This window comes from Mucilaginibacter gynuensis (assembly GCF_039541195.1).
GTDB lineage: Bacteria > Bacteroidota > Bacteroidia > Sphingobacteriales > Sphingobacteriaceae > Mucilaginibacter > Mucilaginibacter gynuensis.
Window position 1 is genome coordinate 73,052 of the sequence record NZ_BAABFT010000014.1, and the last position, 26,173, is coordinate 99,224.

The 26,173-nt window shown below is 42.9% G+C and carries 26 protein-coding genes; 14 read left to right on the forward strand and 12 right to left on the reverse strand.

Annotated elements, in window-relative coordinates; all coding sequences use genetic code 11:
• Positions 1–4: 4 nt before the first annotated feature.
• The 5 genes from ABD894_RS21345 (at position 5) to ABD894_RS21365 (ending at position 5,723) form a co-directional block, all read left to right on the forward strand.
• A complete protein-coding gene (locus ABD894_RS21345) occupies positions 5–880 on the forward strand; it encodes a glycosyltransferase family protein (protein ID WP_345213110.1) in 876 nt (291 codons plus the stop codon).
• A gap of 146 nt (positions 881–1,026) precedes the next feature.
• Positions 1,027–1,971 (forward strand): hypothetical protein, encoded by a 945-nt coding sequence (locus ABD894_RS21350; protein WP_345213111.1) that lies wholly within the window; start codon positions 1,027–1,029, stop codon positions 1,969–1,971.
• Positions 1,972–2,099: 128 nt separating this feature from the next.
• A complete protein-coding gene (locus ABD894_RS21355; protein WP_345213112.1) occupies positions 2,100–3,938 on the forward strand; it encodes an ABC transporter ATP-binding protein in 1,839 nt (612 codons plus the stop codon).
• A gap of 19 nt (positions 3,939–3,957) precedes the next feature.
• Positions 3,958–4,899: a glycosyltransferase family protein gene (locus ABD894_RS21360; protein WP_345213113.1), complete on the forward strand. Its 942-nt coding sequence runs from the start codon at positions 3,958–3,960 to the stop codon at positions 4,897–4,899.
• Positions 4,900–4,916: 17 nt separating this feature from the next.
• Positions 4,917–5,723, forward strand: a complete 807-nt coding sequence (locus ABD894_RS21365; protein WP_345213114.1) for a DUF5672 family protein — start codon at positions 4,917–4,919, stop codon at positions 5,721–5,723.
• Here the strand turns inward: ABD894_RS21365 and ABD894_RS21370 are convergent.
• Positions 5,718–6,605: a glycosyltransferase gene (locus ABD894_RS21370; protein WP_345213115.1), complete on the reverse strand. Its 888-nt coding sequence runs from the start codon at positions 6,603–6,605 to the stop codon at positions 5,718–5,720. The two genes, ABD894_RS21365 and ABD894_RS21370, sit on opposite strands and share 6 nt — an antisense overlap.
• A gap of 69 nt (positions 6,606–6,674) precedes the next feature.
• Complete coding sequence (locus ABD894_RS21375) at positions 6,675–7,355, reverse strand: porin family protein (RefSeq protein WP_345213116.1); 681 nt, start codon at positions 7,353–7,355, stop codon at positions 6,675–6,677.
• A gap of 119 nt (positions 7,356–7,474) precedes the next feature.
• On the opposite strand from ABD894_RS21375, the gene ABD894_RS21380 reads away from it, so the two are divergent.
• From ABD894_RS21380 to ABD894_RS21390, 3 genes are all read left to right on the forward strand, one after another.
• Positions 7,475–9,202, forward strand: coding sequence for a glycoside hydrolase family 3 protein (locus ABD894_RS21380; RefSeq protein WP_345213117.1), 1,728 nt, complete (start codon positions 7,475–7,477; stop codon positions 9,200–9,202).
• Positions 9,203–9,367: 165 nt separating this feature from the next.
• Positions 9,368–9,829 carry a ferritin-like domain-containing protein gene (locus ABD894_RS21385; protein WP_345213118.1) on the forward strand — a complete coding sequence of 154 codons (462 nt, stop codon included), beginning with the start codon at positions 9,368–9,370 and terminating at the stop codon, positions 9,827–9,829.
• A 149-nt stretch (positions 9,830–9,978) separates the two neighbouring features.
• Positions 9,979–10,716, forward strand: coding sequence for an acyl-CoA desaturase (locus tag ABD894_RS21390; RefSeq protein WP_345213119.1), 738 nt, complete (start codon positions 9,979–9,981; stop codon positions 10,714–10,716).
• Positions 10,717–10,785: 69 nt separating this feature from the next.
• On the opposite strand, the gene ABD894_RS21395 is transcribed toward ABD894_RS21390, so the two are convergent.
• Positions 10,786–11,925, reverse strand: coding sequence for a Kelch repeat-containing protein (locus ABD894_RS21395; protein WP_345213120.1), 1,140 nt, complete (start codon positions 11,923–11,925; stop codon positions 10,786–10,788).
• A 145-nt stretch (positions 11,926–12,070) separates the two neighbouring features.
• On the opposite strand from ABD894_RS21395, the gene ABD894_RS21400 reads away from it, so the two are divergent.
• The 4 genes from ABD894_RS21400 (at position 12,071) to ABD894_RS21415 (ending at position 16,123) form a co-directional block, all read left to right on the forward strand.
• Positions 12,071–13,330, forward strand: coding sequence for a pyridoxal phosphate-dependent aminotransferase (locus ABD894_RS21400; RefSeq protein ID WP_345213121.1), 1,260 nt, complete (start codon positions 12,071–12,073; stop codon positions 13,328–13,330).
• Positions 13,331–13,580: 250 nt separating this feature from the next.
• Positions 13,581–14,180: a MiaE family protein gene (locus ABD894_RS21405; protein ID WP_345213122.1), complete on the forward strand. Its 600-nt coding sequence runs from the start codon at positions 13,581–13,583 to the stop codon at positions 14,178–14,180.
• A gap of 127 nt (positions 14,181–14,307) precedes the next feature.
• Positions 14,308–15,423 (forward strand): sensor histidine kinase, encoded by a 1,116-nt coding sequence (locus ABD894_RS21410; RefSeq protein ID WP_345213123.1) that lies wholly within the window; start codon positions 14,308–14,310, stop codon positions 15,421–15,423.
• Position 15,424: 1 nt separating this feature from the next.
• Complete coding sequence (locus ABD894_RS21415; protein ID WP_345213124.1) at positions 15,425–16,123, forward strand: LytR/AlgR family response regulator transcription factor; 699 nt, start codon at positions 15,425–15,427, stop codon at positions 16,121–16,123.
• 336 nt (positions 16,124–16,459) lie between these two features.
• Here ABD894_RS21415 and ABD894_RS21420 read toward each other — a convergent pair whose 3' ends face one another.
• Positions 16,460–18,070 (reverse strand): FAD-dependent monooxygenase, encoded by a 1,611-nt coding sequence (locus ABD894_RS21420; protein WP_345213125.1) that lies wholly within the window; start codon positions 18,068–18,070, stop codon positions 16,460–16,462.
• A 6-nt stretch (positions 18,071–18,076) separates the two neighbouring features.
• Positions 18,077–18,784 carry an SAM-dependent methyltransferase gene (locus tag ABD894_RS21425; RefSeq protein WP_345213126.1) on the reverse strand — a complete coding sequence of 236 codons (708 nt, stop codon included), beginning with the start codon at positions 18,782–18,784 and terminating at the stop codon, positions 18,077–18,079.
• Positions 18,785–18,840: 56 nt separating this feature from the next.
• Between ABD894_RS21425 and ABD894_RS21430 the strand changes: the two genes are divergently transcribed.
• Positions 18,841–19,557, forward strand: a complete 717-nt coding sequence (locus ABD894_RS21430) for a hypothetical protein (protein ID WP_345213127.1) — start codon at positions 18,841–18,843, stop codon at positions 19,555–19,557.
• Positions 19,558–19,714: 157 nt separating this feature from the next.
• Here the strand turns inward: ABD894_RS21430 and ABD894_RS21435 are convergent, their stop codons facing one another.
• The 4 genes from ABD894_RS21435 to ABD894_RS21450 all read right to left on the reverse strand — a co-directional run bounded on the left by ABD894_RS21435 (position 19,715) and on the right by ABD894_RS21450 (position 22,853).
• Positions 19,715–20,326: a hypothetical protein gene (locus ABD894_RS21435; RefSeq protein WP_345213128.1), complete on the reverse strand. Its 612-nt coding sequence runs from the start codon at positions 20,324–20,326 to the stop codon at positions 19,715–19,717.
• 237 nt (positions 20,327–20,563) lie between these two features.
• Complete coding sequence (gene nadD, locus ABD894_RS21440; RefSeq protein ID WP_345213129.1) at positions 20,564–21,136, reverse strand: nicotinate (nicotinamide) nucleotide adenylyltransferase; 573 nt, start codon at positions 21,134–21,136, stop codon at positions 20,564–20,566.
• A gap of 201 nt (positions 21,137–21,337) precedes the next feature.
• Positions 21,338–21,904, reverse strand: a complete 567-nt coding sequence (gene gmk / locus ABD894_RS21445) for a guanylate kinase (protein ID WP_345213130.1) — start codon at positions 21,902–21,904, stop codon at positions 21,338–21,340.
• A gap of 73 nt (positions 21,905–21,977) precedes the next feature.
• The gene (locus ABD894_RS21450; RefSeq protein ID WP_345213131.1) at positions 21,978–22,853 is read right to left on the reverse strand and encodes a YicC/YloC family endoribonuclease; all 876 of its coding nucleotides are present in this window, start codon (positions 22,851–22,853) and stop codon (positions 21,978–21,980) included.
• Positions 22,854–22,979: 126 nt separating this feature from the next.
• On the opposite strand from ABD894_RS21450, the gene ABD894_RS21455 reads away from it, so the two are divergent.
• Positions 22,980–23,741, forward strand: a complete 762-nt coding sequence (locus tag ABD894_RS21455; protein WP_345213132.1) for a hypothetical protein — start codon at positions 22,980–22,982, stop codon at positions 23,739–23,741.
• A 124-nt stretch (positions 23,742–23,865) separates the two neighbouring features.
• Here ABD894_RS21455 and rnc read toward each other — a convergent pair whose 3' ends face one another.
• From rnc to ABD894_RS21470, 3 genes are read right to left on the reverse strand one after another with little or no spacing between them, the layout of a single operon-like run.
• On the reverse strand, positions 23,866–24,591 hold the full coding sequence (gene rnc, locus ABD894_RS21460) for a ribonuclease III (RefSeq protein ID WP_345213133.1): 726 nt from the start codon (positions 24,589–24,591) through the stop codon (positions 23,866–23,868).
• A gap of 9 nt (positions 24,592–24,600) precedes the next feature.
• The gene (gene fabF, locus ABD894_RS21465) at positions 24,601–25,854 is read right to left on the reverse strand and encodes a beta-ketoacyl-ACP synthase II (protein WP_345213134.1); all 1,254 of its coding nucleotides are present in this window, start codon (positions 25,852–25,854) and stop codon (positions 24,601–24,603) included.
• A 19-nt stretch (positions 25,855–25,873) separates the two neighbouring features.
• On the reverse strand, positions 25,874–26,110 hold the full coding sequence (locus ABD894_RS21470; protein WP_031266521.1) for an acyl carrier protein: 237 nt from the start codon (positions 26,108–26,110) through the stop codon (positions 25,874–25,876).
• Positions 26,111–26,173 lie beyond the last annotated feature (63 nt).

Consider the following 26,173-nt stretch of genomic DNA (forward strand, 5'->3'; position numbering starts at 1 on the left):
CTGTATGAAAGTTGCCGGGTTTACCTTTATTCGTAACGCTGTAAAAAACGATTATCCTATAGTTGAAGCTATCACCTCTATTTTACCGCTTTGCGATGAGTTTGTGGTAGCCGTGGGCGATAGCGACGATGGTACCGAAGACCTCATCAAAAGCATTAATTCGCCAAAAATAAAGATCGTCAATACCGTTTGGGATACCAACCTGCGCGAAGGCGGACGTGTATTTGCCGACGAAACCAGCAAAGCGCTGGCAGCCATATCGCCCGATGCCGACTGGGCTTTTTATATACAGGGGGATGAATGCGTGCATGAGAAATATCTGCCCCTTATAAAAAAGGAAATGGAGGATAATCTGAACGATAAAAAGGTAGAAGCCCTGCTGTTTAAATACACTCACTTTTATGGTTCGTATGATTATTATGCCGAATCGCGCAGGTGGTACAGGCGCGAGGTACGTATTATAAGGAATGATAAGCATATCCAATCTTTTCGCGACGCGCAGGGTTTCAGGTATGATGACCGTAAGCTGAACGTAAAACTGATAGAAGCCTATATTTACCATTACGGCTGGGTAAAGCCGCCCAAAGGCTTACTGCGCAAGGGGGTAAACTTTCGCCAGTTTTATATACCCGATTACGTGCCCGACGAAACCATTATTGAAACCCACGAATTTGATTACGGCAATGCCGACAGACTGCTCGCTTTTAAAGATAAGCACCCGGCAGTAATGCAAAAACGGGTGGATGAAGTAAACTGGCCGTTAAACATCGATATGAAGAAAGCCCGCAAACGTTTACCATTCAGGCGAAAGCTGTTGCAGGCTATTGAAGATATTACCGGCTGGCGCATTGGCGAATACAAAAATTACCGGATAATATAATTTGGTTACAATAAAGGTATCCGCATAAAACATTGCTCAAAATAGAGCGTTTAGGAATATTTTACTATTACTGTTGCATTATGCCCTTAACTCACGTTATGGCATATGAATATATGCAGCATTGCATCTACTCACTACATTTACAAATGTTTAAAAAGAAGGCGTTTTTTAGCAAGTACTGGCTAAAATATACAAACAGACCCGGTTACACCCGCTATAAATGGGAATTGGCTAACGATAAGAAAATTCGTTATGCCGATGCCGTTATTGGCAGTCCGCGGCTTACCAATATTAAGCTTATTAAGGCTTTTGCGGCAGCAAGCGGCGAAATTAATTTTAGCCATAGCGGCAATGCCGGCGATGTTATATATGCACTGCCAACCATAAAAAAAATTCAGGAATTAACCGGGGCTAAAGTTAACCTGTACCTTACATTAGGGCAGCCTTTATTGGTTACCGGTTACAAAGAGCATCCGTTGGGTAATGTAATGCTTAATCAAAAAATGGCCGATATGCTTTGCCCCTTGCTTAAAGCCCAGCCTTATATTAATAACTGCGAGGTTTATACAGATCAGCATATACATATTGATCTTGATTACTTTAGGGATGGTTTGGTACCTATGGATAAAGGCAATATTGCCCGCTGGTGCGGCTATATTACCGGTATAAATGCCGAATTATGGCAACAATGGCTATTTGTTGAACCTGATACCACATTTGCCGATACTATTATTATAGCCCGAAGCGAAAGATACCGCAGCCGTGCAGCCGATTATACTTTTTTGAGCAATTATAAAAACATAAAATTTATTGGAGTTAAAAGCGAGTATGATGATATAAAACAGTTTATACCTCATATACAATGGATAGAAATGAAAGATTTTTTACAAATGGCACAAACCATTGCCGGTTGTAAATTTTTTATCGGCAATCAATCTTTTCCATTTTCGGTGGCCGAAGCATTAAAGGTGCCGCGTATACTGGAGGTTTCTTTTGACGTTATAAACGTAGTACCTGAAGGCGGCAACGGCTATGATTTCCTTTTTCAGGATCATTTTGAAACATTGGTAGAAATGCTTAACAATAATTAATAGTTAATGGTCTATCCACTAATACAATATAGTGTAATATTATTAACAGCCTGAACATACATGTTTAATTGGTTAACAGTAATTAGCTAATTACTGTTAATTTTGAACTTTTATTTAATTATTTTTTAATGAAGACATATTTCAGGCTTTTATCTTTTGCTAAACCTATCGAGAAATTTGCTATACCATATATACTCTTTACATTGTTGTATGTGGTATTCAGTACCTCTGTACTGGGTTTGTTAGGGCCTTTATTAAACACGCTTTTCCACGTGGGCGCCTGCAAATGCGATCCGCAGGCCATCCCGGTAAAAGCGTCGGATATTTCAACTTTTGATGTTTCGGGTTGGTTTAAATACTATACCAATCACTTTATAGCCTTATATGGCGAATGGGGCGCATTAAAGTTTGTATGCGGGGTAATTGTATGCGCGGTGTTTTTGGGTAACATATTCCGCTACCTTTCTCAACGCATTATGGAAAGCCTGCGTATCCACACCCTTTTGAAAATACGTAAGGCGGTATTTGATAATGTAATGAACCTGCACATGGGCTATTTCAGCAATGAGCGCAAAGGCGATATCATGTCGAAAATAGCTTCGGAAGTGCAAACAGTACAATTTTCGGTAACCGGCACCTTACAGGTCGTGTTTAAAGAGCCGCTGTTGCTTATTGGCTATTTAATATGGTTGTTTGTAATATCGGCCAAGCTTACACTTATCTCTTTACTTATCATTCCTATTGCGGGTTTCTTCATTTCGCGTATTGTTAAAAAATTACGTTCGCAGGCGGTAGCAGCACAAAACTCTTACGCCAATATGATCAGTTATCTGGATGAAGCCTTATCGGGCATCAAGATCATCAAGGCCTTTAACGCTACCGATTTTATCATCAAGCGTTTTGACGATGAGAATATCCGTTTCTCGAAGATCACCCGTGCCATGTCTAAACGTCAGCAACTGGCATCGCCGGTATCAGAAGCGCTTTCGGTTTCTATGATCTCGTTTGTGGTACTATATGGCGGTTATCTCATCTTCAACAAAAAATCAGATCTGGATGCCGGTCAGTTCATTGCATACATCGCACTATTTTCGCAGCTGATGCGCCCTGCCAAAGCTATTGGCGATGCCTTTAGCAACATCCACTCGGGTTTGGTAGCCGGTGAGCGTATCCTGGCGTTGATTGATGAAAAACCACAAATAGTTGACGCGCCGGATGCCGTTGTAGTTGATGATTTTAAAGAAGGTATCCACCTCGAAAACGTATCATTTGCCTACAACGAACGCGAAGTACTTAAAAATGTTAACCTTACCCTGCCAAAAGGTAAAACCATAGCGTTGGTTGGCCCGTCGGGCGGTGGTAAATCAACCATGATGGATCTGTTGCCAAGGTTCATCGAACCAAAAAGCGGACGCATATTGGTGGATGATCATGATATACAACAAATAAAAACGACATCGTTACGCGGCCTGATGGGTTTTGTTAACCAGGAGTCGATACTATTTAACGATACCATATTTAACAATATAGCCTTTGGCAAAATAGGGGTTACACAAGAGGAGGTTGAAGCCGCCGCCCGTATTGCCAATGCCCACAATTTTATTTTAGAAACTGATAACGGTTACGAAACCAATATAGGCGACAGGGGCACCAAACTATCGGGCGGACAAAGGCAGCGTATTTGCATAGCGCGCGCAGTATTAAATAACCCGCCTATAATGCTGCTTGATGAAGCTACATCGGCATTGGATACCGAATCAGAAAAATTAGTACAGGATGCGTTAAACAACCTGATGAAGAACCGTACATCATTGATCATAGCACACCGCTTAAGCACTATACAAAATGCCGATCTGATTATTGTACTTGAGGATGGAACAGTAGTTGAACAGGGAAGCCATTTGGAACTGCTTGCAAACAACGGCCTTTACCGCAGGCTAATTGATATGCAAACTTTTACCGGGTAAATGGCCATAAATTTTAACAATGCGTAAAAAGAGTTTTTTAAGTAAAAATTGGCTGAAATTTACAGATAAGCCTGCCTATAAATTATACAAGTATGAATTTGCCCGCAAAGCGAAAGAGGACCTTTTAAGAGACACCTATCGTTCTTTGCAATTTGCTAACATTAAACATGTAAAAGAGGTTGCACAACTTAATGGCGCGTTAAGTGTTGTACATAGTGGTAATTCGGGCGATATTATTTACGCATTGCCTACTATAAAAAAGATACATGAGCAAACCGGGGCCAAAATCACTTTATACCTGCGCTTAAACCAACCACTGGTTTTACCGGCGCATCTTAAGCATCCGCTTGGCAATGTAATGCTGAACGAAAAAATGGCAGAGATGCTGTTTGCTTTACTAAGGCAGCAACCTTACCTGGCAGCATGCGAAATATATGATGGTCAAGCCATCGATATTGATCTTGATGGTATACGTACGCCTTTGTTCCCTACCGATAAGGGCAATATTGCCAGGTGGTGCAGCTATATTACAGGTGCAAATCCCGAACTGTGGAAGCAATGGCTTTTTGTGGATCCTGATGCTTCATATGCCGATACAATTATTGTTGCCCGCAGCGAACGTTACCGGAATATTTTAATAGATCATTCATTTTTAAACAAATACAAAAACCTTGTATTTGTTGGTGTCGAGAGTGAATATCACGATATAAAGAAACAGCTCCCGCATATTAAATGGGTACCGGTTACCAACTTTTTAGAACTGGCCCGCATGATAGCGGGGTGCAAATTTTTTATTGGCAATCAATCTTTTCCATTTTCTATTGCTGAAGGTTTGAAAATTCCACGTATACTTGAGTCTTCTTTTGATGTAATTAATGTAGTACCTGAGGGCGATAATGCCTACGATTTTTTGTTTCAGGAGCATTTTGAATCATTAGTTGAAGCACTTAATTATAAATAAAGTTTTCAACGTTAAATATGGCAGGTAAGGAAGCGGTTATAATTATACCCTTTTATAAAACAACGCTTACTGCCTATGAAAACATAGCGCTCGACCGTTGTTTTAAAACCTTATCGCGCCATAACATTATCGCTATAAAACCGCGGTCGCTCACCATGCCTGCCGAAACCGGCCAGTACACATTTACGGGCGTAGTTAGTTTTGATGACGATTTTTTTGTCAACATACAGGGCTATAACCGCCTCATGATGTCTGAGGTTTTTTACGGTGCTTTTCTCGATTATAAATACATACTGATACACCAGTTGGATGTATTTGTATTTAAAGATGAATTGCAGGAATGGTGCAGTCAAAACTGGGACTACATAGGTGCCCCATGGATACGGAGCTATATTTATCCGGACTTTGTTAAAAAGCTTAAATGCCAACTTTTAATTTATTACCATAAGCGGGTAAATACGCAAGTAAACGGCGTTCCTATTGATGAGCAATTTTATTACCAGGTTGGCAACGGGGGCTTTTCGTTACGCAACACCCATAAATTTTACGATCTGTGCCAAAAACTTCAACCACAGATAGCACTTTACAATAGCCATACAGAACATCAGTATAATGAAGATGCCTTTTGGAGCCTGGAGGTTAACCGTAAAAAAAAGCGGTTAAAAATTCCGGGATATAAGCGCGCGTTAAAATTTTCAATTGAGTTTCAACCCGAACGGGCCATGGATATCAATAATAATGTACTGCCTTTTGGCTGCCATGCCTGGGATTTGTACATCGATTTTTGGAAACCGATAATTGAACAGTACGGTTATAAATTATAATGCGTTTCGCTGCTTATAAAGCCTGTAAATGTACCGGTGCAGTTTCCAAAACAGTTTAAAATGTAAGCGTAGCAGGCGCGGGTTGGCCCATAACATTTTATAAGCAGTGCTTATTGGAAAACCAAGTTCAATAAGTTGCTCAACAAACTCCATAAAACTTGACTTTTCGCTATGCGCCCGGTCTTTTTTTGAAAAGCCTTCCGTATCTACCGGTAAATAGCTGCCCCATTTTTTGTGTAGTTTAATATGATCAAGCATCCAACCCCTGCTGTAATTCCCTTCTGACAAATGTTCAACTAAAATATCATAAGTTACAGCTACTTTGTAATGCTGCCCTACTGTTAACGAGTAATCAATATCGTATAAATGAAACCCTTTTAAAAGGTGTTCGTCAAACTTATACTTTGCAAAAACTTCTTTAGTTGTTGACAGCCATACACCATCTACGCAGGCTACATAGCTAAGCTCTTCGTTGCGCGGGTTCCGGTTAAAATGTACCGAAGGTTTGTTTGAATATTTATGTACCTGGATAAGGTTTGAGTACTCATTTGCTATGCCCGAACCCGACCATATTGATGGCGACAATGGCTTATATGACCCGCCGATCACCCCTATCAAACCCACTTCCGGGTTTTTAGCAAAAGACTGTACCAGCTTGTTTCCCCATCCTACCGACCTGATGATAATATCCTCATGAATAAAACATAGAATATCGTATTTGGCTTTTAAAGCCGCGGTATTATATACCTCGCAAATACCCTTTTCGCCAAGGCTGTTATCGGTAGCTATTATTTCATACGGCACACCAATTGTATCTTCTATATTTTTGGTTACCTGGTTTAGCTGAACATTATCAACCGATGATATGATTATGGAGATCATTTAAAAGCACTAAAAAGTCCTTACAAAGTTACTAAATCTCCGTAAGGACTTTCGATAAACACTTAATGGTTAACGCAGTTTTATACCCAAACCAACCTGAAAAACCTGGTTACGGTAGCGGGGAATGTAAGCGTACGGATCGTCGTCGTTAATAAACTGATCGAGCGAGTAACGGGCACGCAGTTCAACGTTACGGCTCAAACCAATGTTAATACCCAAGACACCGCCCAGCAATACATCGTTACCGGTGTAGTTATAATTATCGCGATAGTTATAACCATCTACAATAGTTACAAAGCCATTGTTGAAGCTATTACGGCTTGAGGTTAAAAACGATACCTGCGGACCGGCCATTAAACTGAAAGACCTCGACAGCTTAAACTTCAGGAACACGGGTACATCAATAAAGTTGTTCCGCTGCCTGAACTCGCCATCGGGCGTAACAGCGCTGTAGCCTTTTTGTGAGAACATGATCTCGGGCGTAATGAACAATTGATCGTCGATAGGGATATCGACTGATAGCCCCGCGTGTACACCGGCAATGCTGTTGTAGTTAAAATCGCGCGAGTAGCTGCTCACCAAATTGGTAATGTTGGCTCCGCCGATAATGCTTACCGTAACCCGGTTATCATCATAATAATTGTTACGTTGCTGGTGCCGCGGCGGCGGCGGACGGCGGGCGTAACGGCGCTGCGCGCTTACCTCGCCTGCTACAAGTAGTAGTATCGCGAAAAAGAGAAGTTTTTTCATATCCTATAGTTTTTAATTATAACTGATAGATACAAACTGAACAGAAAGGTTTATTCGTAATTAATTGGAAGCTTGTAAAACAATTGTTGCAAAAATCAAATTAACCCTACATTTGGGCTATGACAGGATATAAAAGACGCTTACTATATATAATATCAATCATACTATTTAATACTCTGGCCATAAATGCCTTTGCGCAAAAGGAGGAATTTGTACAATCGCTCGACAGGCAAAACCATTGGGTTGATTCGGTATATAACGGCATGACCAAAGCCGAAAGAATAGCCCAGCTATTTTTTATTCGCGCGCATACTAATAAAGGTCGTGCTTATGAAGATTCGGTTGAAATGGTGATTCGTGAACAGCATGTTGGCGGTTTAGTTTTTTTTCAGGGTGGCCCGGTAAGGCAGGCTAATTTAACCAACCGTTATCAAAAAGCATCAGAAGTGCCTTTACTGGTATCGATGGATGGAGAATGGGGTTTGGGCATGCGTCTTGATTCGGCCATTTCATACCCATATCAAATGACTTTAGGCGCCATACAGGATAACACCCTGATATATAAAATGGGTCAGATGATAGCCGCCGATTTTAAGCGTATAGGCCTGCAAATGAACTTTGCCCCGGTGATGGATATCAATAATAACCCCAATAACCCGGTGATCAATTACCGCTCGTTTGGCGATAACCGTTTCAACGTGGCAAAAAAAGGCATAGCCTATTTTAAAGGTATGCAAGATGGCGGCTTGCTTACCACAGCCAAGCACTTTCCGGGGCATGGCGATACCAATGTTGATTCGCATTTCGATTTGCCCTTGTTACCCTTTACCCGCCAGCGGCTCGATTCGCTGGAAGAATACCCTTTTCGCGAAGCCATTAAGGCAGGTATCAGCGGTATTATGATAGCCCACATGAATATCCCGGCGCTTGATACTGCCAAAAACCGTCCTTCTACCCTGTCGCGGCCTATTATTACAGGCCTGCTGAAAGACTCGCTGAAGTTTGAGGGTTTGGTAGTATCTGATGCTATGGAGATGAAAGGCGTTGTAAAATATTTCCCTAACGGGGAAGCCGATGTACAGGCATTTTTAGCCGGAAACGATATCCTGGAACTTTCGGTAAACTCCGAACGTGCCATTAAACTGATCAGTAAGGTTTGCCGCAAAAAGAAGATTAACGCCCGCGAGTTTGAGGCCAAGGTAAAAAAGGTACTTACCGCCAAATACTGGGCAGGTTTAAATGATTATAAACCGGTTAACCCGGCAGGCATCATCGCGTCCATCAATCGCCCCGAAGCCAAACAATTGATACAGCAACTGAGCGATGCCGCCATCACCTTATTAAAAGGCAACACCCCTGCCCTACGCCTCGACCCGATGCGCAAAACAGCGATAGTAAGCATAGGTATTGATAAGCCAACCATCTTCCAAATGGAACTATCGAAATGGTACCCTAACAGTATGTTATTCCTGGTAAACAAAAGCACGCCTTTATCGCAGCTCAACAATATGCTTATCTCGCTAAAAACTTTCGACCAGGTATACATCAGCATTCACGATACCCGCCTGCGCCCGCAAAGCAAGCTGGATTACAGTTCAGATGTCCGCTTTTTGATAGCGCAACTGGCGGCTCAAAAAAATACCGTAACCAGCGTATTCGCCAATGCTTACAGCATTGCCGGTTTACCTGGTATTGAAAAAAGCGGCAGCCTTTTGGTAGGTTACCAAAACAGCGAAGAACTGCAACGCGCCGCCGTAAAAGTGATCACCGGCCAAATGAAACCCACAGGCAAACTACCCGTAAGCGTAAACACGTTTTTCCCTAACGGAACGGGGGTTACATTGTAGTTGTAAGTTGTGTGTTGTATGCTATTTAGCTTCATACTAAAACTTACAACCTACAACACACAACTTACAACTCACAATACCTAAATAATTGAAGATTTATCGAAACAATAATTATTTTCAAAGGTTATTTATTTAACTTTTAAAATAATTTTTAAATCTACTATTATGGAAACCATTGAAAAATCTGCTGAAGTACTAAACGATCTTATCGCTATTAATAACGACCGTATTGACGGTTTTGACCGCGCGAGCAAGGATCTTACTGCCGATGATAACGATCTGAAAAACCTGTTTACCCTGTTTGCGCAGGATAGCCGCCGCAACGTACAGGAGCTTACCGCGGTTGTTGCCCAGTTAGGCGAACAGCCTGATACCGGCAATACTGTAACCGGCACTATACACCGTGCATGGCTGGATGTTAAGGCAACCTTTTCCGGTCACGACCGTAAGGCTATTTTAGCCGAATGCGAACGCGGCGAGGACGCTATTAAAAAAGCGTACCAAAATGCCCTTACTGAAGACAATGGCGGACTTTCATCGCAAATTACGCAGTTGATCATTGATCAAAAACAAAAGATCGACGAAGGTCACGACAGGATCAAAGCCCTACGCGACAGCGCTGTATAATTAACCCGCAAAATGCGAAAGCCGCCCAAACATACGGGGCGGCTTTTGTATTATATAGAAAGATTTATACGGTAAAAAGCTAATAACCGGATAAAGTTGTATCTTTGTAAGCATTCTAAATAAAATTTTCTATATTATAAATCTCAGTTGTGTATATATTAATTTTCTTCGTCGCACATTGGTTTCTATCCCTGTTCTTCCAAACATTTTACCTGCACCGCTATGCGTCGCACAAAATGTTCAGCACACATAAATTCAATGAACGCGTATTCCATTTCTTAACTTTCTTTTTCCAGGGTTCATCATATTTAAACCCGAGGGCTTATGCCATTATGCACCGTGAGCACCATGCTTACAGTGATACCGAGAAAGATCCGCATTCACCACACTTCTTCAGGGATGTTTTCCAGATGATGTGGTATACTGCTATGAGCTACAGGCAGCATGTACGCAAGCTAAAAGAGCCTGAAGAACGCTTTAAAGGTAATACTCCCGAATGGCCACTGATAGATAACTTCGGTTCGTCTCTTTTTTCGCGATTTATGTTTATGGGCTTGTACACCTGGTTTTATATAGCTTTTGCTACCAGCTGGTGGATGTTCCTGTTGTTGCCTATCCATTTTATAATGGGCCCATTGCATGGCGCTATTGTAAACTGGTGCGGTCATAAATATGGTTACGCTAACTTTAACAACGGCGATAAATCAAAGAATACTACTCCTTTCGACTTTTTGATGCTTGGCGAATTGTTCCAGAACAATCACCACCGTCACCCTAATCAAGCTAACTTCGGCGCTAAGTGGTGGGAGATCGACCCCGTTTACCCGGTTATGAAGCTGATGCATTGGACAAGGCTCATCAAGCTGCGAAAACCTGTAGCAGTATAAAAATATTTCATCTAATAAAAAAGTCCCTTGCTTATTGAGCAAGGGACTTTTTTATTAGATCGAAGTTTATTATGGCTTACGCAGGGTAAAGATCTCAACTACTTTTGAGTAACTGGAGGTAAGCTCCCCACCTCCAAATAAGATATTATCACCTACGGTTGCTGCGGCTACTGATGTACGGCTCTCTATTAACTGCGTTGTCGACCATTTTTTGGTAACAACATTGTACATGTCAACCACATTAGATGGCACGCCGGCATTATTCCCTCCTGCAAAAACAATATAATTACCTACGGCAGCGGCGGCAATATCGCTACGGGCTGTACTTAATGTCGATTTGGACCACAAACCTGTTGATACATCATATATATCAACCCTGTCTACACTTTTACCTTCAAACATACCGCCTGCAAAAAAAACCTGGTTACCCGCGCCAACCGCCGCCATGTGATCTCTGGGCATACTAAGGCGCTTTACCGACCATGTATTTGTTAAAACATCATATATATCAACAATGTCTGATACATCAACAGCATCATTATAACCACCGGCTATAAGTACTTTGTTACCTGCACCGGCGGCCACAAGTGAGCGTCTGCCTGCACTTAAATTACCGGTAGTCCAGGTGTTGTTCAGTACATTGTATATATCAACCGCTGTTGAGTTGGTATTTCCTGCTTTTCCTCCACCTGCAAAAACCACAAAATTTCTTAATGAAGTGGCAGCCATTTTATAGCGGCTGTCGCTTAAGTTGGTGGTTGTCCACGTGCCTTTTTTGGTATCGTATATATCTACCAAACTTGAAGCGGAGCCTCCGGCAAACAATATTTTATCACCCGACCCCGCAGCCGAAGAAACGCCATAGCCACTATGTATGCTTGAAGTTGTCCACTCCTTTGTATTAATGTCATATATAAATGCTTCGGATGATATTGAAGCAATTTTATAGCTACCTCCGGCAAAAATCACTTTACCATCTGCACCGGCGGCGGCGTAGCTAACCCCGGGTTTAGGCATATTGGTAAAATTAGAAAGGTCTATATATGATTTATCTGAAGGGGGAACTACCACAATAGTGGTATCAGTAGATGGTTTACCCGGGCCAACATTTTCTTGCCCATTCGGATGCACCAACTCGTTTTTACCGCACGACGATATTGCGCCGGCAACTAATATTGCAAAGGATGCTTTTATAAATATTCTTTTCATGTGATGTGATAATTATCAGGTCTACTTGTTTTTATTGCCATAAACATAAGAAAAAAAATAATACAAAACACTCATTTAACTATGTGTATAATACAAATCTCATCGTTACAAAACCTGTATATTTGCCACACAAAAAATAACTACAATGAGTGTATCGGTATTGGCCCAAAACTTAAGGGGCTCTGAAATTATAAAGATTGCCGGCGAGATCAACGAACTGAAACGCCGCGGCGAAAACATAGCCAACCTTACCATTGGCGATTTTGACTCGAACATTTATCCTATACCAACTGCTTTAAAGCAAGGTATTATTGAGGCCTATAACGATAATCAAACTAACTATCCGCCTGCGGATGGTTTATTGAGCCTGCGCGAAAGTGTATCTAAATTTTTGAAGGACGGCTATAACCTTGATTATGCGGCTTCTAACGAAATATTGATCTCCGGCGGATCACGCCCGCTCATTTATTCTATTTACATGGCCGTGGTTAATCCCGGCGAAAAGGTGGTTTTCCCTACCCCATCGTGGAACAACAACCATTACTGCGACCTGCTTTCGGCCGAATCGGTAATGATTGAAACCCGTCCCGAAAATAACTTTATGCCTACGGCCGATGAAATCCGTCCGCATATAAAAGGAGCCGCTTTGCTGGCATTATGCTCGCCCCTTAACCCTACAGGTACCATGTTTGGTAAAAAAGACCTGGAAGAAATTTGTGACCTCGTAATTGAAGAAAACAAGAACCGCGCGGCAGGCGAAAAACCGCTGTACCTGTTATATGATCAAATCTATTCACAACTAACCTTTGGCGAACACAAACACTTCGACCCGGTTACTTTGCGCCCCGAACTGAAAGATTATACCATTTTTGTTGATGGCGGTTCAAAATGTTTCGCGGCTACAGGTGTACGTGTGGGCTGGGGCTTTGGTCCGGCGCATGTAATTGATAACATGAAAGCGATTGTTGGCCACATGGGTGCCTGGGCACCAAAAGCCGAACAGTTTGCCATGGCCAAGTTTTTACAGGACGAAAGCAGTGTTGACACTTACTTAACCGAGCTGAAAGGCAACGTACAAGCCAGCTTGAACAGCCTGTACCAGGGCTTTCAGCAACTAAAGGCTGAAGGTTTCAGCGTTGACTCTATCGAACCGATGGGTGCTATTTACCTGACCGTTAAGGTTGATTACTTCGGCAAAACCACACCCGATGGCAAAGTGCTGGAAACCGCTACGGATATTAACTTTTACCTTATCAAAAACGCAGGTATCGCCTTTGTGCCGTTCTCGGCATTCGGCACCGGCGAAGATGTGGCCTGGTTCCGTGCTTCGGTGGGTACTATTACCGACGCCGATATCAGGCAAACCATCCCGAGAATAAAAGAAGCGCTTTCAAAATTGAAATAAATTATTGTTTGAGCATGGCAGTCGGATTAAGGGTTGATTCATCAACTCACCCCGACATCGCTACGCTCGTCACCCCTCTCTCCGTAAGCGGAAAGAGGGGTTTTTGTTTTTGTTTTTTCCTTCCCTCTTTGCGCTCGCGCAGAGAGGGTGGTCCAGCGAAGCGTAGACCGGGTGAGTTAACTCACACAACTGAAAAACGAATATTCATCCCCTCTTTTAAGCGCCAACATTAAACCTTATTTTTGTTGTTGTGAGCGAAAGAACCATTTTAAAACTACAGTTGCCTACCGACCCAAGATGGGTTAAAAACGTGGTGGAAAGCAATATCGAAGAAATACTTACCGACCATGCCTATTGTGAGCAAAAGGCGGCTACCAATGCCATAACCATCATTATACAGAACCCTAACCTGTCCGATCTGGTGCAGGAAATGCTTGCCCTGGCACAGGAAGAACTGGAGCACTTTAAACGCGTGCACGATATTATATTGGAGCGTGGTTACGTACTGGGTAAAGAGCGTAAAGATGATTATGTACGTGAATTGGCAAAGGGTATGAAACCCGGCGGTGGCCGTATAGATCAGTTGATAGAACGCCTGCTGTTTGCCGCCATGATTGAAGCCCGCAGTTGCGAGCGTTTTAAAGTATTGTCTGAAAATATTAACGATGCCAAACTTGCCGAATTTTACCACGAACTGATGGTAAGCGAGGCTACCCACTATGCCATGTTTATTCGCCTGGCTAAAAAGTACGCGGGCGATATCGATGTGGATGCACGCTGGAAAGAATTCCTGGATTTTGAGGCTCAACTGATACAAAATTACGGCAAGGGCGAAACCATCCACGGGTAGTTCGTCTACACAATTGGGGCAATTGCCGATACATTGTGGGTTTATATAGCTTAAATAACTTGTTTTGTGTATGTTGCGCTTCAAATCATATATAGTTATCATACACATAGCAGGCTGGCTGCTATTTATGGCTTTCCCCTTATTGTTTTTAAACAATAACGGCCAAACCACCAACCAGTACCAGTTGCTTACATCGCCGTATTACTGGCTGTTTTGCTTTACGTACATCGCGCTGTTTTACCTTAACGTATACGTACTTATTCCGCGTATTTTCCTGAAAAAGAAATACATGGATTACGCCGTGGTTACAGCCGTATTGCTATGCGGCGTATTTTTTTTGCAGCCCTTTGATAAATTACTGCGGAACAATGAAAACCGCTACGGTATGCGATATCAGCAGGGCAGGATGCAACCGCCTCCTTTTGGTATGCCGCTTAATGGTCAGCAACTACCGCCACCTCCCCGCGACGGCAGCATGCCGCCACCGCAAGGCCCGCCTAATGGCAATGGCAATTTCAGGCAGGATGATGGTCGCCGGATGATGAGGCGCAGGCATTTTGACAGCACCAGTATCTTTATTTTCGCCATGATAATGGCACTGAGTACGGCTACCAAAACCATGCAGCAGTGGCAGCTTACCGAGCAGCGTGCCGCCCGTGCCGAAGCAGATAAGGCCAGCGCCGAGCTATCCTTTCTGAAAGCGCAGATCAATCCGCACTTCTTATTTAATACCCTCAATAATATATATTCGCTGGCCGTAATAGGCAGCCAGGTAACGGCAGATAGCATCATGAAGCTATCGAACATTATGCGGTATGTAACCGACGATGTAACTGCCGATATGGTACCCCTGCAAAGCGAAATTGATTGCATAAGCGATTATATTGAACTGCAAAAACTCCGCATCAGCAAAAACACACAGGTAAATTTTGAGGTAAAGGGCGATATTTATGGCAGGCAGATAGCACCCCTAATAATGATGACCTTTGTAGAGAACGTATTTAAGTACGGGGTAAGCAAAAATGTAAAATCAGTTATCGATATTAGCATTGATAGCAGCGAGGCGGGAATCTCGTTTATTTGCCGCAACCAAAAATTCCCGATAAGTAAGGAGAACCAGAGCACCGGCATCGGCATAAAAAATACCCGCAAACGTTTGGAACATTTGTATGCCAACAGGTATTTATTAGATATTATTGATGCCGATGATATATACACCGTTCAGCTTACCTTAAAAGCCTGATATGCAGTTAAAATGTGTTGCCATAGATGATGAGCCGCTGGCGCTGATGCTGATCAGCGAGTATGTATCGCGCATACCATCGTTACAGTTACTTAAAACTTTTGAGGATGCCATATCTGGTGCCGAATTTTTAAAACACGCGCAGGTCGATCTGTTATTTATCGACATCAATATGCCCGATATTACCGGGATAGAACTGGTGCGTTCGCTGGAAAAGAAACCTATGGTAATTTTCACTACGGCTTATAAGAACTTCGCCTTTGAGGGTTTTGAGTTAGAGGCGATAGATTATCTATTAAAGCCCATAGACTTTACCCGTTTTGCCAAAGCCGTTGACAAGGCTACCGAATACTACAAGTATAAAAACGCAGAGCCTAAAGATCAGCCCGACGACAGCATTTATGTGTACAGCGAGTACCGCATGGTAAAGGTGAACGTTAATGACATTGAGTACATTGAAAGCATGGAGGATTACGTAAAGATCCACCTGCCGGGTGTAAAACCTGTACTTACCCTGATGCCGCTTAAAAAAATGCTGGAGAAGCTGCCTGCCGATAAATTCAGGCGGATACACCGCAGCTATGTGGTGGCTGTTAACAAAATAAAATCGATACAGAGCCGTAAGGTGCAGCTGGCCGGCATTGAGTTACCGGTAAGCGATAGCTATGCCGATTTTATTAAGGAATGGGCTAAAAGATAAGCACGTCATTAGTCGATACATATAGCCGGTTTACCGATACATTGGGTAATTGCCGCTTGCTAATCCGCACTTTTATATCATAATTATTTAACCGGGTATTGATAGTTATTGTGGTAGATAACATCGCGCAGCCGCTCAAAAATCACTCGCTGTACATATACAGTTGTTAAAGGCAATAGAGAACTGGGTAGAAAATAAAGCACAAACACAGTAAGTGATTTTTGACGGCTGTGCCGGGTAAAGCATTATCCGCATGGCATAAAACAGGGGGACTATTTCAATGACAATGCAGACATGATGCAAGGACATCTGCATACACATTGAACCCTCTGTTGCTTATGTGGCAACCCGCTTTACAAAACTCACTACGTTGAGCAGGTAATTATCCATCATATCAATATCCACCACATCGTTAATGTAACCGATGTACATATCGGGCCTTATAATGAAGGCCTTTTTTTGTTTCTCCCCTATCTTAAAATGATCGAATACTTCCTGGTTTTTAAGCGATGGCGGCAGGTAGAAGAAGTTAAGGTTGCCGTTATAATTTTGAGTGATCCATTTGGCAAGCGTAAACAGGTCGAGTTCCTGTAGTTTACCTAACACGATCAGGGTGAAGCCGGGTTTACTGCACCATTCGTGCAGGTCGGTTTCTTCCTGCTTTTTCTCGTCGAATATTTTAACGTAAGGCAATCTGTCACCAGCCTTTACGGGCGACGAATTACTTAAATGCAGATTGAGCCGGCTTTGCCTGTAACTGATACCTGTTTGCGATACCTGCTCAAAAAAGGCGGCTTTCAACTTTTGGCTGCTCCACATAAAGTTTAACAGCTTAGGCAACACCCAGCTTTTAAACAAACCCGCCAGCCAGTTTTTCGACATGATGATACTAAAAGCACGGTCGGTAGAATTTAACAGGTCTTTAGCTACGGGCATGCGCTCGGTTTCGTAGCTATCTAAAATAGCAGGACTGATTTGCCCGCTAACTACACCTGCCAGTTTCCAGCCCAGGTTATAGGCATCCTGCAAACCGGTGTTCATGCCCTGGCCGCCAACCGGCGAATGGATATGCGCGGCATCGCCCACCAAAAAACACCGCTGCTGCCTGAAGTGTTCGGCCATGCGATGGTGTAGCTTATATAACGTGAACCAATTACAATGTACCACCTTTACCGGGTAGCCCGCAATTTTGCTTAAATGCGGCAATACATCATCCAGTTGCAGGTTCTCTTCGCTTTCTGTAAGATTGTAAGGCAGGCTGCCTACTATCCTGAAACAGTTTTCTTCAGGCATCGGGAAGAAAGCCGCGAAACCATCTTTAGCCGGATAAAGCTGTATGTTATCTCCAAGCTCATTAGCCAGCTTCACATCTGCCAGGTAAAATTTATGCTGATAAGTGTCGCCCCTGAATGGAATATTCAACTGCTTACGCACGGTACTATGCGCACCATCTGCACCGATGAGGCGGTCGCAGGTAATGGTATATTCGCTGTCGGTATTTTTTAATTGTGTTGTGATCTTATCGGTATCCTGCTGTAAACTTATTAACGATGTTTCCCAGTAAACCGGGCAGCAATTGAGTGTAAGATAATCTAACAGCAAGCGCTCGTTCTTGCTTTGCTGGTAAAAATGCACATAAGGAAAAGCCGTTTTACCGGTACCGATATCATTAAATGATAAAGACGCCTGCGGCTTGCCATTGCTGTTAAAGGTAACGCCCGAAGCATGTTTACCTTCTTTAACAATACGTTCGGCAATACCCATTTGGCGGTATATTTCGAGCGTTCGGGCTTGTACGGCCAGCGCTTTTGAATAATCGGTAGGGCCTTGCCGGGTATCTATTATAGCGGGCTGCACACCATGCCTGAGTAATTGCGCGGCCATCATAAGCCCCGAAGGGCCTGCGCCTACAATTAAAACCTGTACATGCTGCTCCGATATAACCATGTTAAACTAACGGAAAAGTAAAAAAATAGTTGGACGTTTATGCAGGTCGGGCGGTTGTTTTTTCCAGTCGGCCAGCGATTGTGTTTTTATCATTTCGTCGGCAGCCGTAATATTGCAGGCTATGCAAAGCCTGGTTTTAGGGTTACCAGTTTTAAGCACTTCTTCCAGCAGTTGATTATTGCGAAAAGGCGTTTCAATAAATATCTGCGTTTGTTTGTTGCGGTCGGCCAGGGCTTCGAGGTCTTTGATGCTTTTGCTACGCTGTACCTTATCAATAGGCAAATAACCATGAAAGGTAAAGCTTTGCCCGTTAAAACCCGATGCCATCAGCGCCAGTAAAATAGAACTTGGCCCCACCAGCGGAACCACTTTTATACCTTTACGGTGTGCTTCGGCCACTACATCCGCACCGGGATCGGCCACGCCGGGGCAGCCTGCTTCGCTCATCAGGCCTACATCGTTACCGGCCATCAGACCTTTAAAAAAATCGTTGCCAACGTTATCGCGATTATGCTTACCGTAATCATGAATAATGAGTTCGCTTTGCGGCATCTTCAGCCCGGCGAGTTTAAGAAAGCGGCGCGCGGTTTTTTCGTTCTCCACAATGTACTCCTTAATGCTGTTAATGGTATCAACCAAAAACGGGGTGAACGATTTTGCCGCCGCGTCATCAGCAAGCGGAACGGGTATTAAAAAGAGGGTACCTGTGGCCATATTGCAAAATTGCCTTTTTTTATTTAATTTAAGCTGTATGAAAGGAGATTGAAATTATGAAAATGCTGGGCGTGAACTGGTTTATTGAAGGGGCTATTGATTTTGAGTATAAAAAGTACATTTTGCTTGACTACCTGCAAGAGATTAACCGGCATTTTGATAAGAGCAGGTTGTACCCTAACCTGGCCGATCTGATATTTCATTACAATAACCTCCTCGCTTTTAAGCAAAATAAAACTGTGCTGCAACAGGCTTTTCCTCAGCGGCTTACTAAGGCCAATATTAACGCGGTAAAGCTTACCTATAAAAAAATAGTGGAAGACGACAGCTCCATGCTGGAGATAGAACGCATCATCAGCTACTCTCTTGGCAAAATGGACCCGGCTATACAAACCGGTAAAGAGATTTACGATTTTGTGGAAAGCCGCCTCAATATTGACCCGGTGGGTTTAGTCCCTCTTTTGCCTTACCACGGCTATTTCTCGCTCCGTAACGGCACCGACCGTACCAATATGGTATACGAGTATAACCTTACCATTTTTGAAGGCAAGGACGATAAATACCGCGGCATCAATATCAGCCTGATAGATACTTACGAGCAAAGCATCGTTAACACCCCGGAAGCCTTTAAGCAGCAATTAATAAAGCGCAATAAATACGCTCCCAACCCGGCGGTATACTACGTTCACAGCGATATTACCTTCCCGCTTGAGCAAACGCTGCTGCCCGTAGCCAAGAGGAGTTTGGTGAAGTATATATCTGAAGCGGCTTAGTTTTTTTGAGTGGCCTGGTTCGAGGTTTCAGGTTCCTGTTTTACTTTGTGGGGTGGGTACATTCACATTATGGAACTACTTCATTCTCCAACTCACCGGAACCTGTTCCCTCAACTCTCGTTACACCGAAACCCCGATCCTGACAACTGGAACCTCATTAATAAGTAGAAATCAAACGTTCTATAAACTCTGCTAAATGAAGGGCTTTTTGGGGTGGTATAGGTTTGTGGCTGCCTGCCAGTAGGGTGTGACTATTTATTTCGATAATGAAATCGTCTTCCCGGATGTCCATTACCGCGTTGCGGAAATTGCGATCGATACCGGCGATCGCTTTTTGCAGGTTATCTACCAGTACATAAAAGGTATCGCTAAAAGGCTTGTCTTCCTTAAAATCGAGTTCGATAGGGTGTATCAGTTCAATTATCTTGTCGGCCAGCGTTTCACGGCGAATAAGTATGCGACCGAGGTCGCGCTTGAGGTAGGCAATGGCCCAGGTTTGATATTCACGTTGCTCGGTAATACGGCCCCGCGGACCTGCTACCTTTCGGGTGGTATCGGCAAAAATAATATAACAGCTGTCGCAATCGGTAGTAATGCGGTACGATGCCGTAACGGCAACGCTACTGTAATCTTTAAACACACCAAAATCGTTCAGCTGAAAATCGATATGGCCGGTTGGCTCAATACTAAACTTCTCTTTCAAAGCCTCATAAGTGGCATCAAAAGTAACAGCAGTTGCTAAATTAGTTGAAGTAGAATCTATTGCCATATGTAATAATTTGCTATTTAGATAGTGGCAGGCTTTGAATGTTACATTTTCGGTTCCGAAGAACTGCTAAAATTGAAATCATGCCATCGCGATGAGGAACGACTAAGCAATTACGGGCTAAAAAGCTGTCATTCTGAATGTAGTGAAGAATCTTCTTCGCTTTAAAAGTAACCGACAGATGCTTCGTTCCTCAGCATGACAGCGGTGAAGAATACAAACACCCTCCCTATACCTAATTTACCTGTACAAATTCTTACTCTCAATAAAGCTCAGAACGGCATCGGGTACAAAGTACTGCACGTTCTTTTTATCGGCGAGTGATTTACGGATGAAGGTGGCAGAAAGTTCCATCAGTGGTGTCATGGTGATGGTTACTGACGGATGCGATGCCAGTTCGGCATTTTCATAACCGGGGCGGGGATACACATACACGCGGTAGTCGCGCAGTATCAGCTTATAGTTTTTCCACTTGGGCAGCGAAATCAGGTTATCCGAACCCATAATAACGGCAAATTCGTGCTGTGGGTATTTTTCGCGCAGATGGGTTAAAGTATCGATGGTGTAGGATGGTTGCGGTAATTTCAGTTCTACATCGCTCACCTCAATATTATCAGAATTGCTGGTTGCCAGTTTCGCCATCTCCAGCCTGTCGTAAGTATTAATAAGGTCGCCGTATTTTTTAAGCGGGTTTTGGGGCGATACCACCAGCCACACTTTATCAAGCGCGGTATGATTAGCCAGATAGTTGGCTATAATTAAATGCCCAATGTGTATGGGGTTAAATGAACCGAATAATAAGCCTATCTTCATTCTTGTTCACGGATTAATAGTTAGCCAAAGGAAAAAAGAGAAACCTATTTCTCTTGAAATACTATAAAGCTTGTTGTAAGAAACCTGTCATTGCGAGGCACGAAGCAATCGCGAAATATACAGCGTGCAAATTAAACCGAAGATTGCTTCGTTCCTCGCAATGACAATCGTCCCGGTGCAACTGAGAACTGATTAAGCAAACTACGACTTTATAAAGTCGCTCACCAATTGTTCTGCTTCGGCACATGCCGTGTTAAGATCGTAATTTTTGAGGATAATATCAAACTGAGGGGCGTAATTTAACTCCTTTTCAGCTTTGGCGAATCTTTCCTGCAATTTTTCGGCGCTATCGGTACCGCGGCCACTCAAACGCTCCTTCAATACCTCTAAAGATGGCGGCTGTACAAAAATGGCCAGCGCCTGGTCTTCATATTTACGTTTCAGGTGCATACCGCCCTCTACATCAATATCAAATATTACCGTTTTACCTTTTTGCCAAATCCGTTCAATTTCGGTACGCAGGGTGCCATAAAATGTACCGCTATATACTTCTTCAAACTCAACGAATTGCTTTTTGGCAATACGGTGCAAAAACTCTTCTTTACTTATAAAATAGTAATCCTGTCCGTCAACCTCCTCGCCACGGGCCAGCCTGGTGGTGGCCGATATGGAGAACTCCAGATCAGGAATTTTACCCAGCAAATGGTGCACAATAGTAGTTTTACCGGCTCCGGATGGTGCTGAGAATATGATTAATTTACCGCTCATGTTATTGAAAGGTTGTAAAGTTATAAAGTTGTAAAGTTGTTTTTTAACATTTCAACCTTACATCCTTGTAACATTACAACACGTTTAGTAATTGTTCTTTAATTTTTTCAAGCTCTTCTTTCATGCCTACTACCAATTTTTGTATAGCGGCATCATTGGCTTTTGAACCAAGGGTGTTGATCTCTCTGCCTATCTCCTGGGTTATAAAACCTAACTTTTTACCGTTAGCATCCTGATTTTTCAGGGTTTCTAAAAAGTATTCGCAATGCGTTTTCAGCCTTATCTTTTCTTCGGTAATATCAAGCTTGTCAATATAATAGATCAATTCCTGCTCAAAACGGTTCTGGTCGATAGCTTCGCGGGCTACCGCGTCGTTTAAAAACTGGTTAAGGCGCTCGCGAATCAGTGGCACACGTTTCGGTTCTTCTACCTCAACGGCTTTCAGGTTGTTCAGTATTACCTCAATACGGTATCTAACATCCTTCTCCAATACATCACCCTCATCCTGACGAAATTTTTGGAAAGCGGCCAATGCCTGCTGAAAAGTTTTTTCAACCTGTTTCCATTCGTCTTCAGATACAGTTTCCTCGTTATATTTAACTACCTCGGGTAAACCCAAAGCCAGTTGCAGCAAGTTGCCAGATGGTTCGCCCAACTCGGCACTTACATTTTTAAGCTGATTGTAATAGTGTTTTAACAGATCGTTATCAATACCGGCAGCTCTAACGGCCGAACCGCTTTGCTCAACATTGATAGAAAGATTTACCTTACCACGATCTATCTGCTTGCTGCAATCGTTGCGCAGCTGAAACTCTTTATCAGAAAATAGTTTGGGTAACCTTAACGACAGTTCAAGAAATTTACTGTTCAGGGATTTTATTTCAACGGTGTACTTTGTGCTGCCCGAATCAAAACTGGCAATTCCATACCCTGTCATGGATTTTATCATGTGCAAAGATAGTTTTTTTACTGTTTTACTAAACTATGTATCTTAATGTTTACCTTTTTGTGGTTTTAACACTTTTTCACATTGTATCTAAAATACAATATTTATGTTTACGTTGATTAATACCGAATGAAAATTAAAATATCCACCACCCTTTTAACGCTGCTTTGCATGCTTGGCCTGCCCGGCTTAACGCGTGCGCAAAGCATCCAGGGTGTTATTTATAAAAAGGGAGCATCCATTCGTGTGGCGCAGGCATTAGTTACCAATAAACGCACCCAAACCATCATGATGAGTGATGAACTGGGGATCTTTTCTATTCCGGCCGCTACCGGAGACACCCTGCTGGTAACCAAAAAATCCTATGGAAGCGAAGAGGTGGTAGTAGCTGGTAAAAACGACATCGCAATATATCTCTCGCCCGAAATTGAACTGAAAGGATTGAGCGTAAAAGCGCAAACCAAGCAGCAGGAACTGGCCGAAGTGATGCGAAGCTACCGTGGCAAAGGCGTTTTTTTTGATGGCAAGCCACCCGCATTGTTATTTTTAGTATCACCTATTACCGGCTTTTACGAACTTTTCGGCAAAACACCGGGACAAGCGCGCCACTTTGCCTCCTATGCAAAAAACGAATTGCAGGAAGCCGAGGTAAATCACCGTTACACCAAAGCGCTTGTAAAAAGCTCAACCGGCTTAACCGATGACGAAGAGATCAGGAAATTCATGGACTTTTATCGTCCCTCTTTTGAAGACGTAAAGGGCTGGAACGATTATGAACTGATACAAAAGGTCAAAAAGAATTTCGACTACTACCAAAAAAACAAGAACCGCATAAAAGTTGCCCCACTAAGCAATCCCGGAACAGATACGGTAAGGTTGAGCAGAGACTGATGAATTTTAGAGTCAAGATATGAGAGTCAGGAATCAAGACCCGGGCGTTAACTTGTCTCTTGAATCTTATCTCTCGATTCTCAATACATGTCACCTTTCTCCTTTAAGCTTTTACCTTTTCGCTTTAAATACCCAGCGCTTCGCAAGCTTTTTCTGCAGATAATTTCTCGGCGTTCTTCTTGCTGAATTCTTTACCCAGGCCCATTATTTCGCCGTCAACACTGGTTTGTATGGTGAACAGCTTGGTGCTTTCGCCCTCTTGGTTACCTACTAGGTCAAAGCTGATATCCTTACCATGGCGCTGGCACCATTCAATCAGCTTGCTTTTGAAATTGGTTTCGGTTTGCTCAAGCGTATGAATATCAATATGCGATTTAATGATATGGTTGATCAGGAAGTTCTTGGTAAAATCGTAGCCCTTATCTAGATACACCGCACCAATAAGCGCTTCAAAGGCATCGCCTAAAAGCGAGCCCTGCCTGCCGGAATTGAGGATCCGGTTATCATATTCAATTAACTGCTCAAAGCCAAGTTTGCGTGCTAACTGGTTAAGGTTAACACGGCTCACTATCTTTGATCGCAGTTCGGTTAAAAAACCTTCGTCTTTATAAGGGTATAATTTAAAAAGCACTTCGGCCACAACGCTGCCTAAAACAGCATCGCCCAAAAACTCCAGGCGCTCGTTGCTGTTCTTAACACCCTTCTTTACGTTTTGTGCTACAGATTTATGACGAAATGCCAAGCGGTATAACGACAAATTGCCCGGCACAAAACCGAGCAAATTCTTTAGTACTTTAACATATTTTCTGTTAGGAGATAGGTAAAGCTTGTAAAACCGACTAATAGGCATTCAATACTTTTAAACTTCGTACTTTTTAAATATAACAGACGCGTTATGGCCGCCAAAACCAAACCCATTGCTTTGAACTATATTAACTTCGCGCTTTTGTGCAGTGTTAAAGGTGAAGTTAATTTTAGGATCAAATACCGGGTCATCAGTAAAGTGATTGATGGTTGGAGGTATAATGCCTGTTTGCAAAGCCATAATAGAAGCTATAGCTTCAACCGCGCCCGCAGCACCAAGCAAGTGCCCGGTCATTGATTTGGTTGAGCTGATATTGATGCGATAGATATCGTCACCAAAAGTATCTTGTATGGCTTTAATTTCCTGCGGATCGCCTATCGGTGTAGATGTTCCGTGAACATTTACATAGTCGATATCGGCAGGTGTAAGGCCTGCATCTTCAAGCGCCGCTTTCATTACTAAGGCCGCGCCTAAACCTTCAGGGTGTGGTGCCGTCATGTGATACGCATCGGCACTCATGCCGCCGCCTACCATTTCGGCATATATTTTTGCACCACGGGCAATTGCATGGCCAAGTTCTTCCAATATGATGGTACCTGCACCCTCGCCTGCCACAAAACCTTCACGATCAAGATCGAACGGCCTTGAGGCAGTTGCAGGATCATCGTTACGGGTTGAGAGGGCATGCATGGCATTGAAACCACCTATACCGGCTTCGTTAATAATAGCTTCAGAACCACCTGAGATAAACATATTTGCTTTACCCAAACGGATGTAATTGAAGGCATCAATCAACGAATTGTTTGAAGAAGCACAAGCCGAAACTGTTGTAAAGTTTGGTCCGCGCAGGCCATATTTAATTGAAATATGCCCGGGGGCAATGTCCGCGATCATTTTAGGGATGAAGAACGGATTAAAACGCGGTGTACCATCGCCTTTAGCAAAGTTAATTACTTCATCTAAAAACGTTTTTAAACCGCCAATACCCGAACCCCAAATTACACCTATTCGGCTGGTATCCAGCTTTGAAAAGTCTAATTCGGCATCCTTTACGGCTTCTTCGGTTGAAAACAAGGCATACTGCACAAACGGATCAAGCTTACGCGCATCTTTGCGCCCCAGAAAACCATCAGCATCAAAACCTTTTACCTCGCAGGCAAACTTGGTTTTGAAATGTGTGGTATCAAAACTCTTGATCAAGGCAGCACCGCTTACCCCTCTTGATAAAGCGTCCCAATATTCAGGAACGGTATTACCAATAGGAGTAAGCGCACCAAGCCCGGTTACTACTACTCTTTTAAACTCCATTTAATAGCTTTAGGGAGTCTTACTTAACGTTTTTTTCAAGGTAAGCAACTGCCTGACCTACTGTACCGATAGTTTCTGCCTGATCGTCAGGTATAGCTACGTTAAATTCTTTTTCAAACTCCATGATCAGTTCTACTGTATCTAAAGAGTCGGCACCAAGGTCATTGGTGAAGCTTGCTTCAGGTGTTACTTCACTTTCGTCAACACCCAATTTTTCTACGATTATAGCTTTTACTCTTGAAGCGATATCAGACATAGTCTTATAGTTTAATGATTAATAATTTTTCAGTTGCAAAGAAAAATAAATTCTGTTAAATAT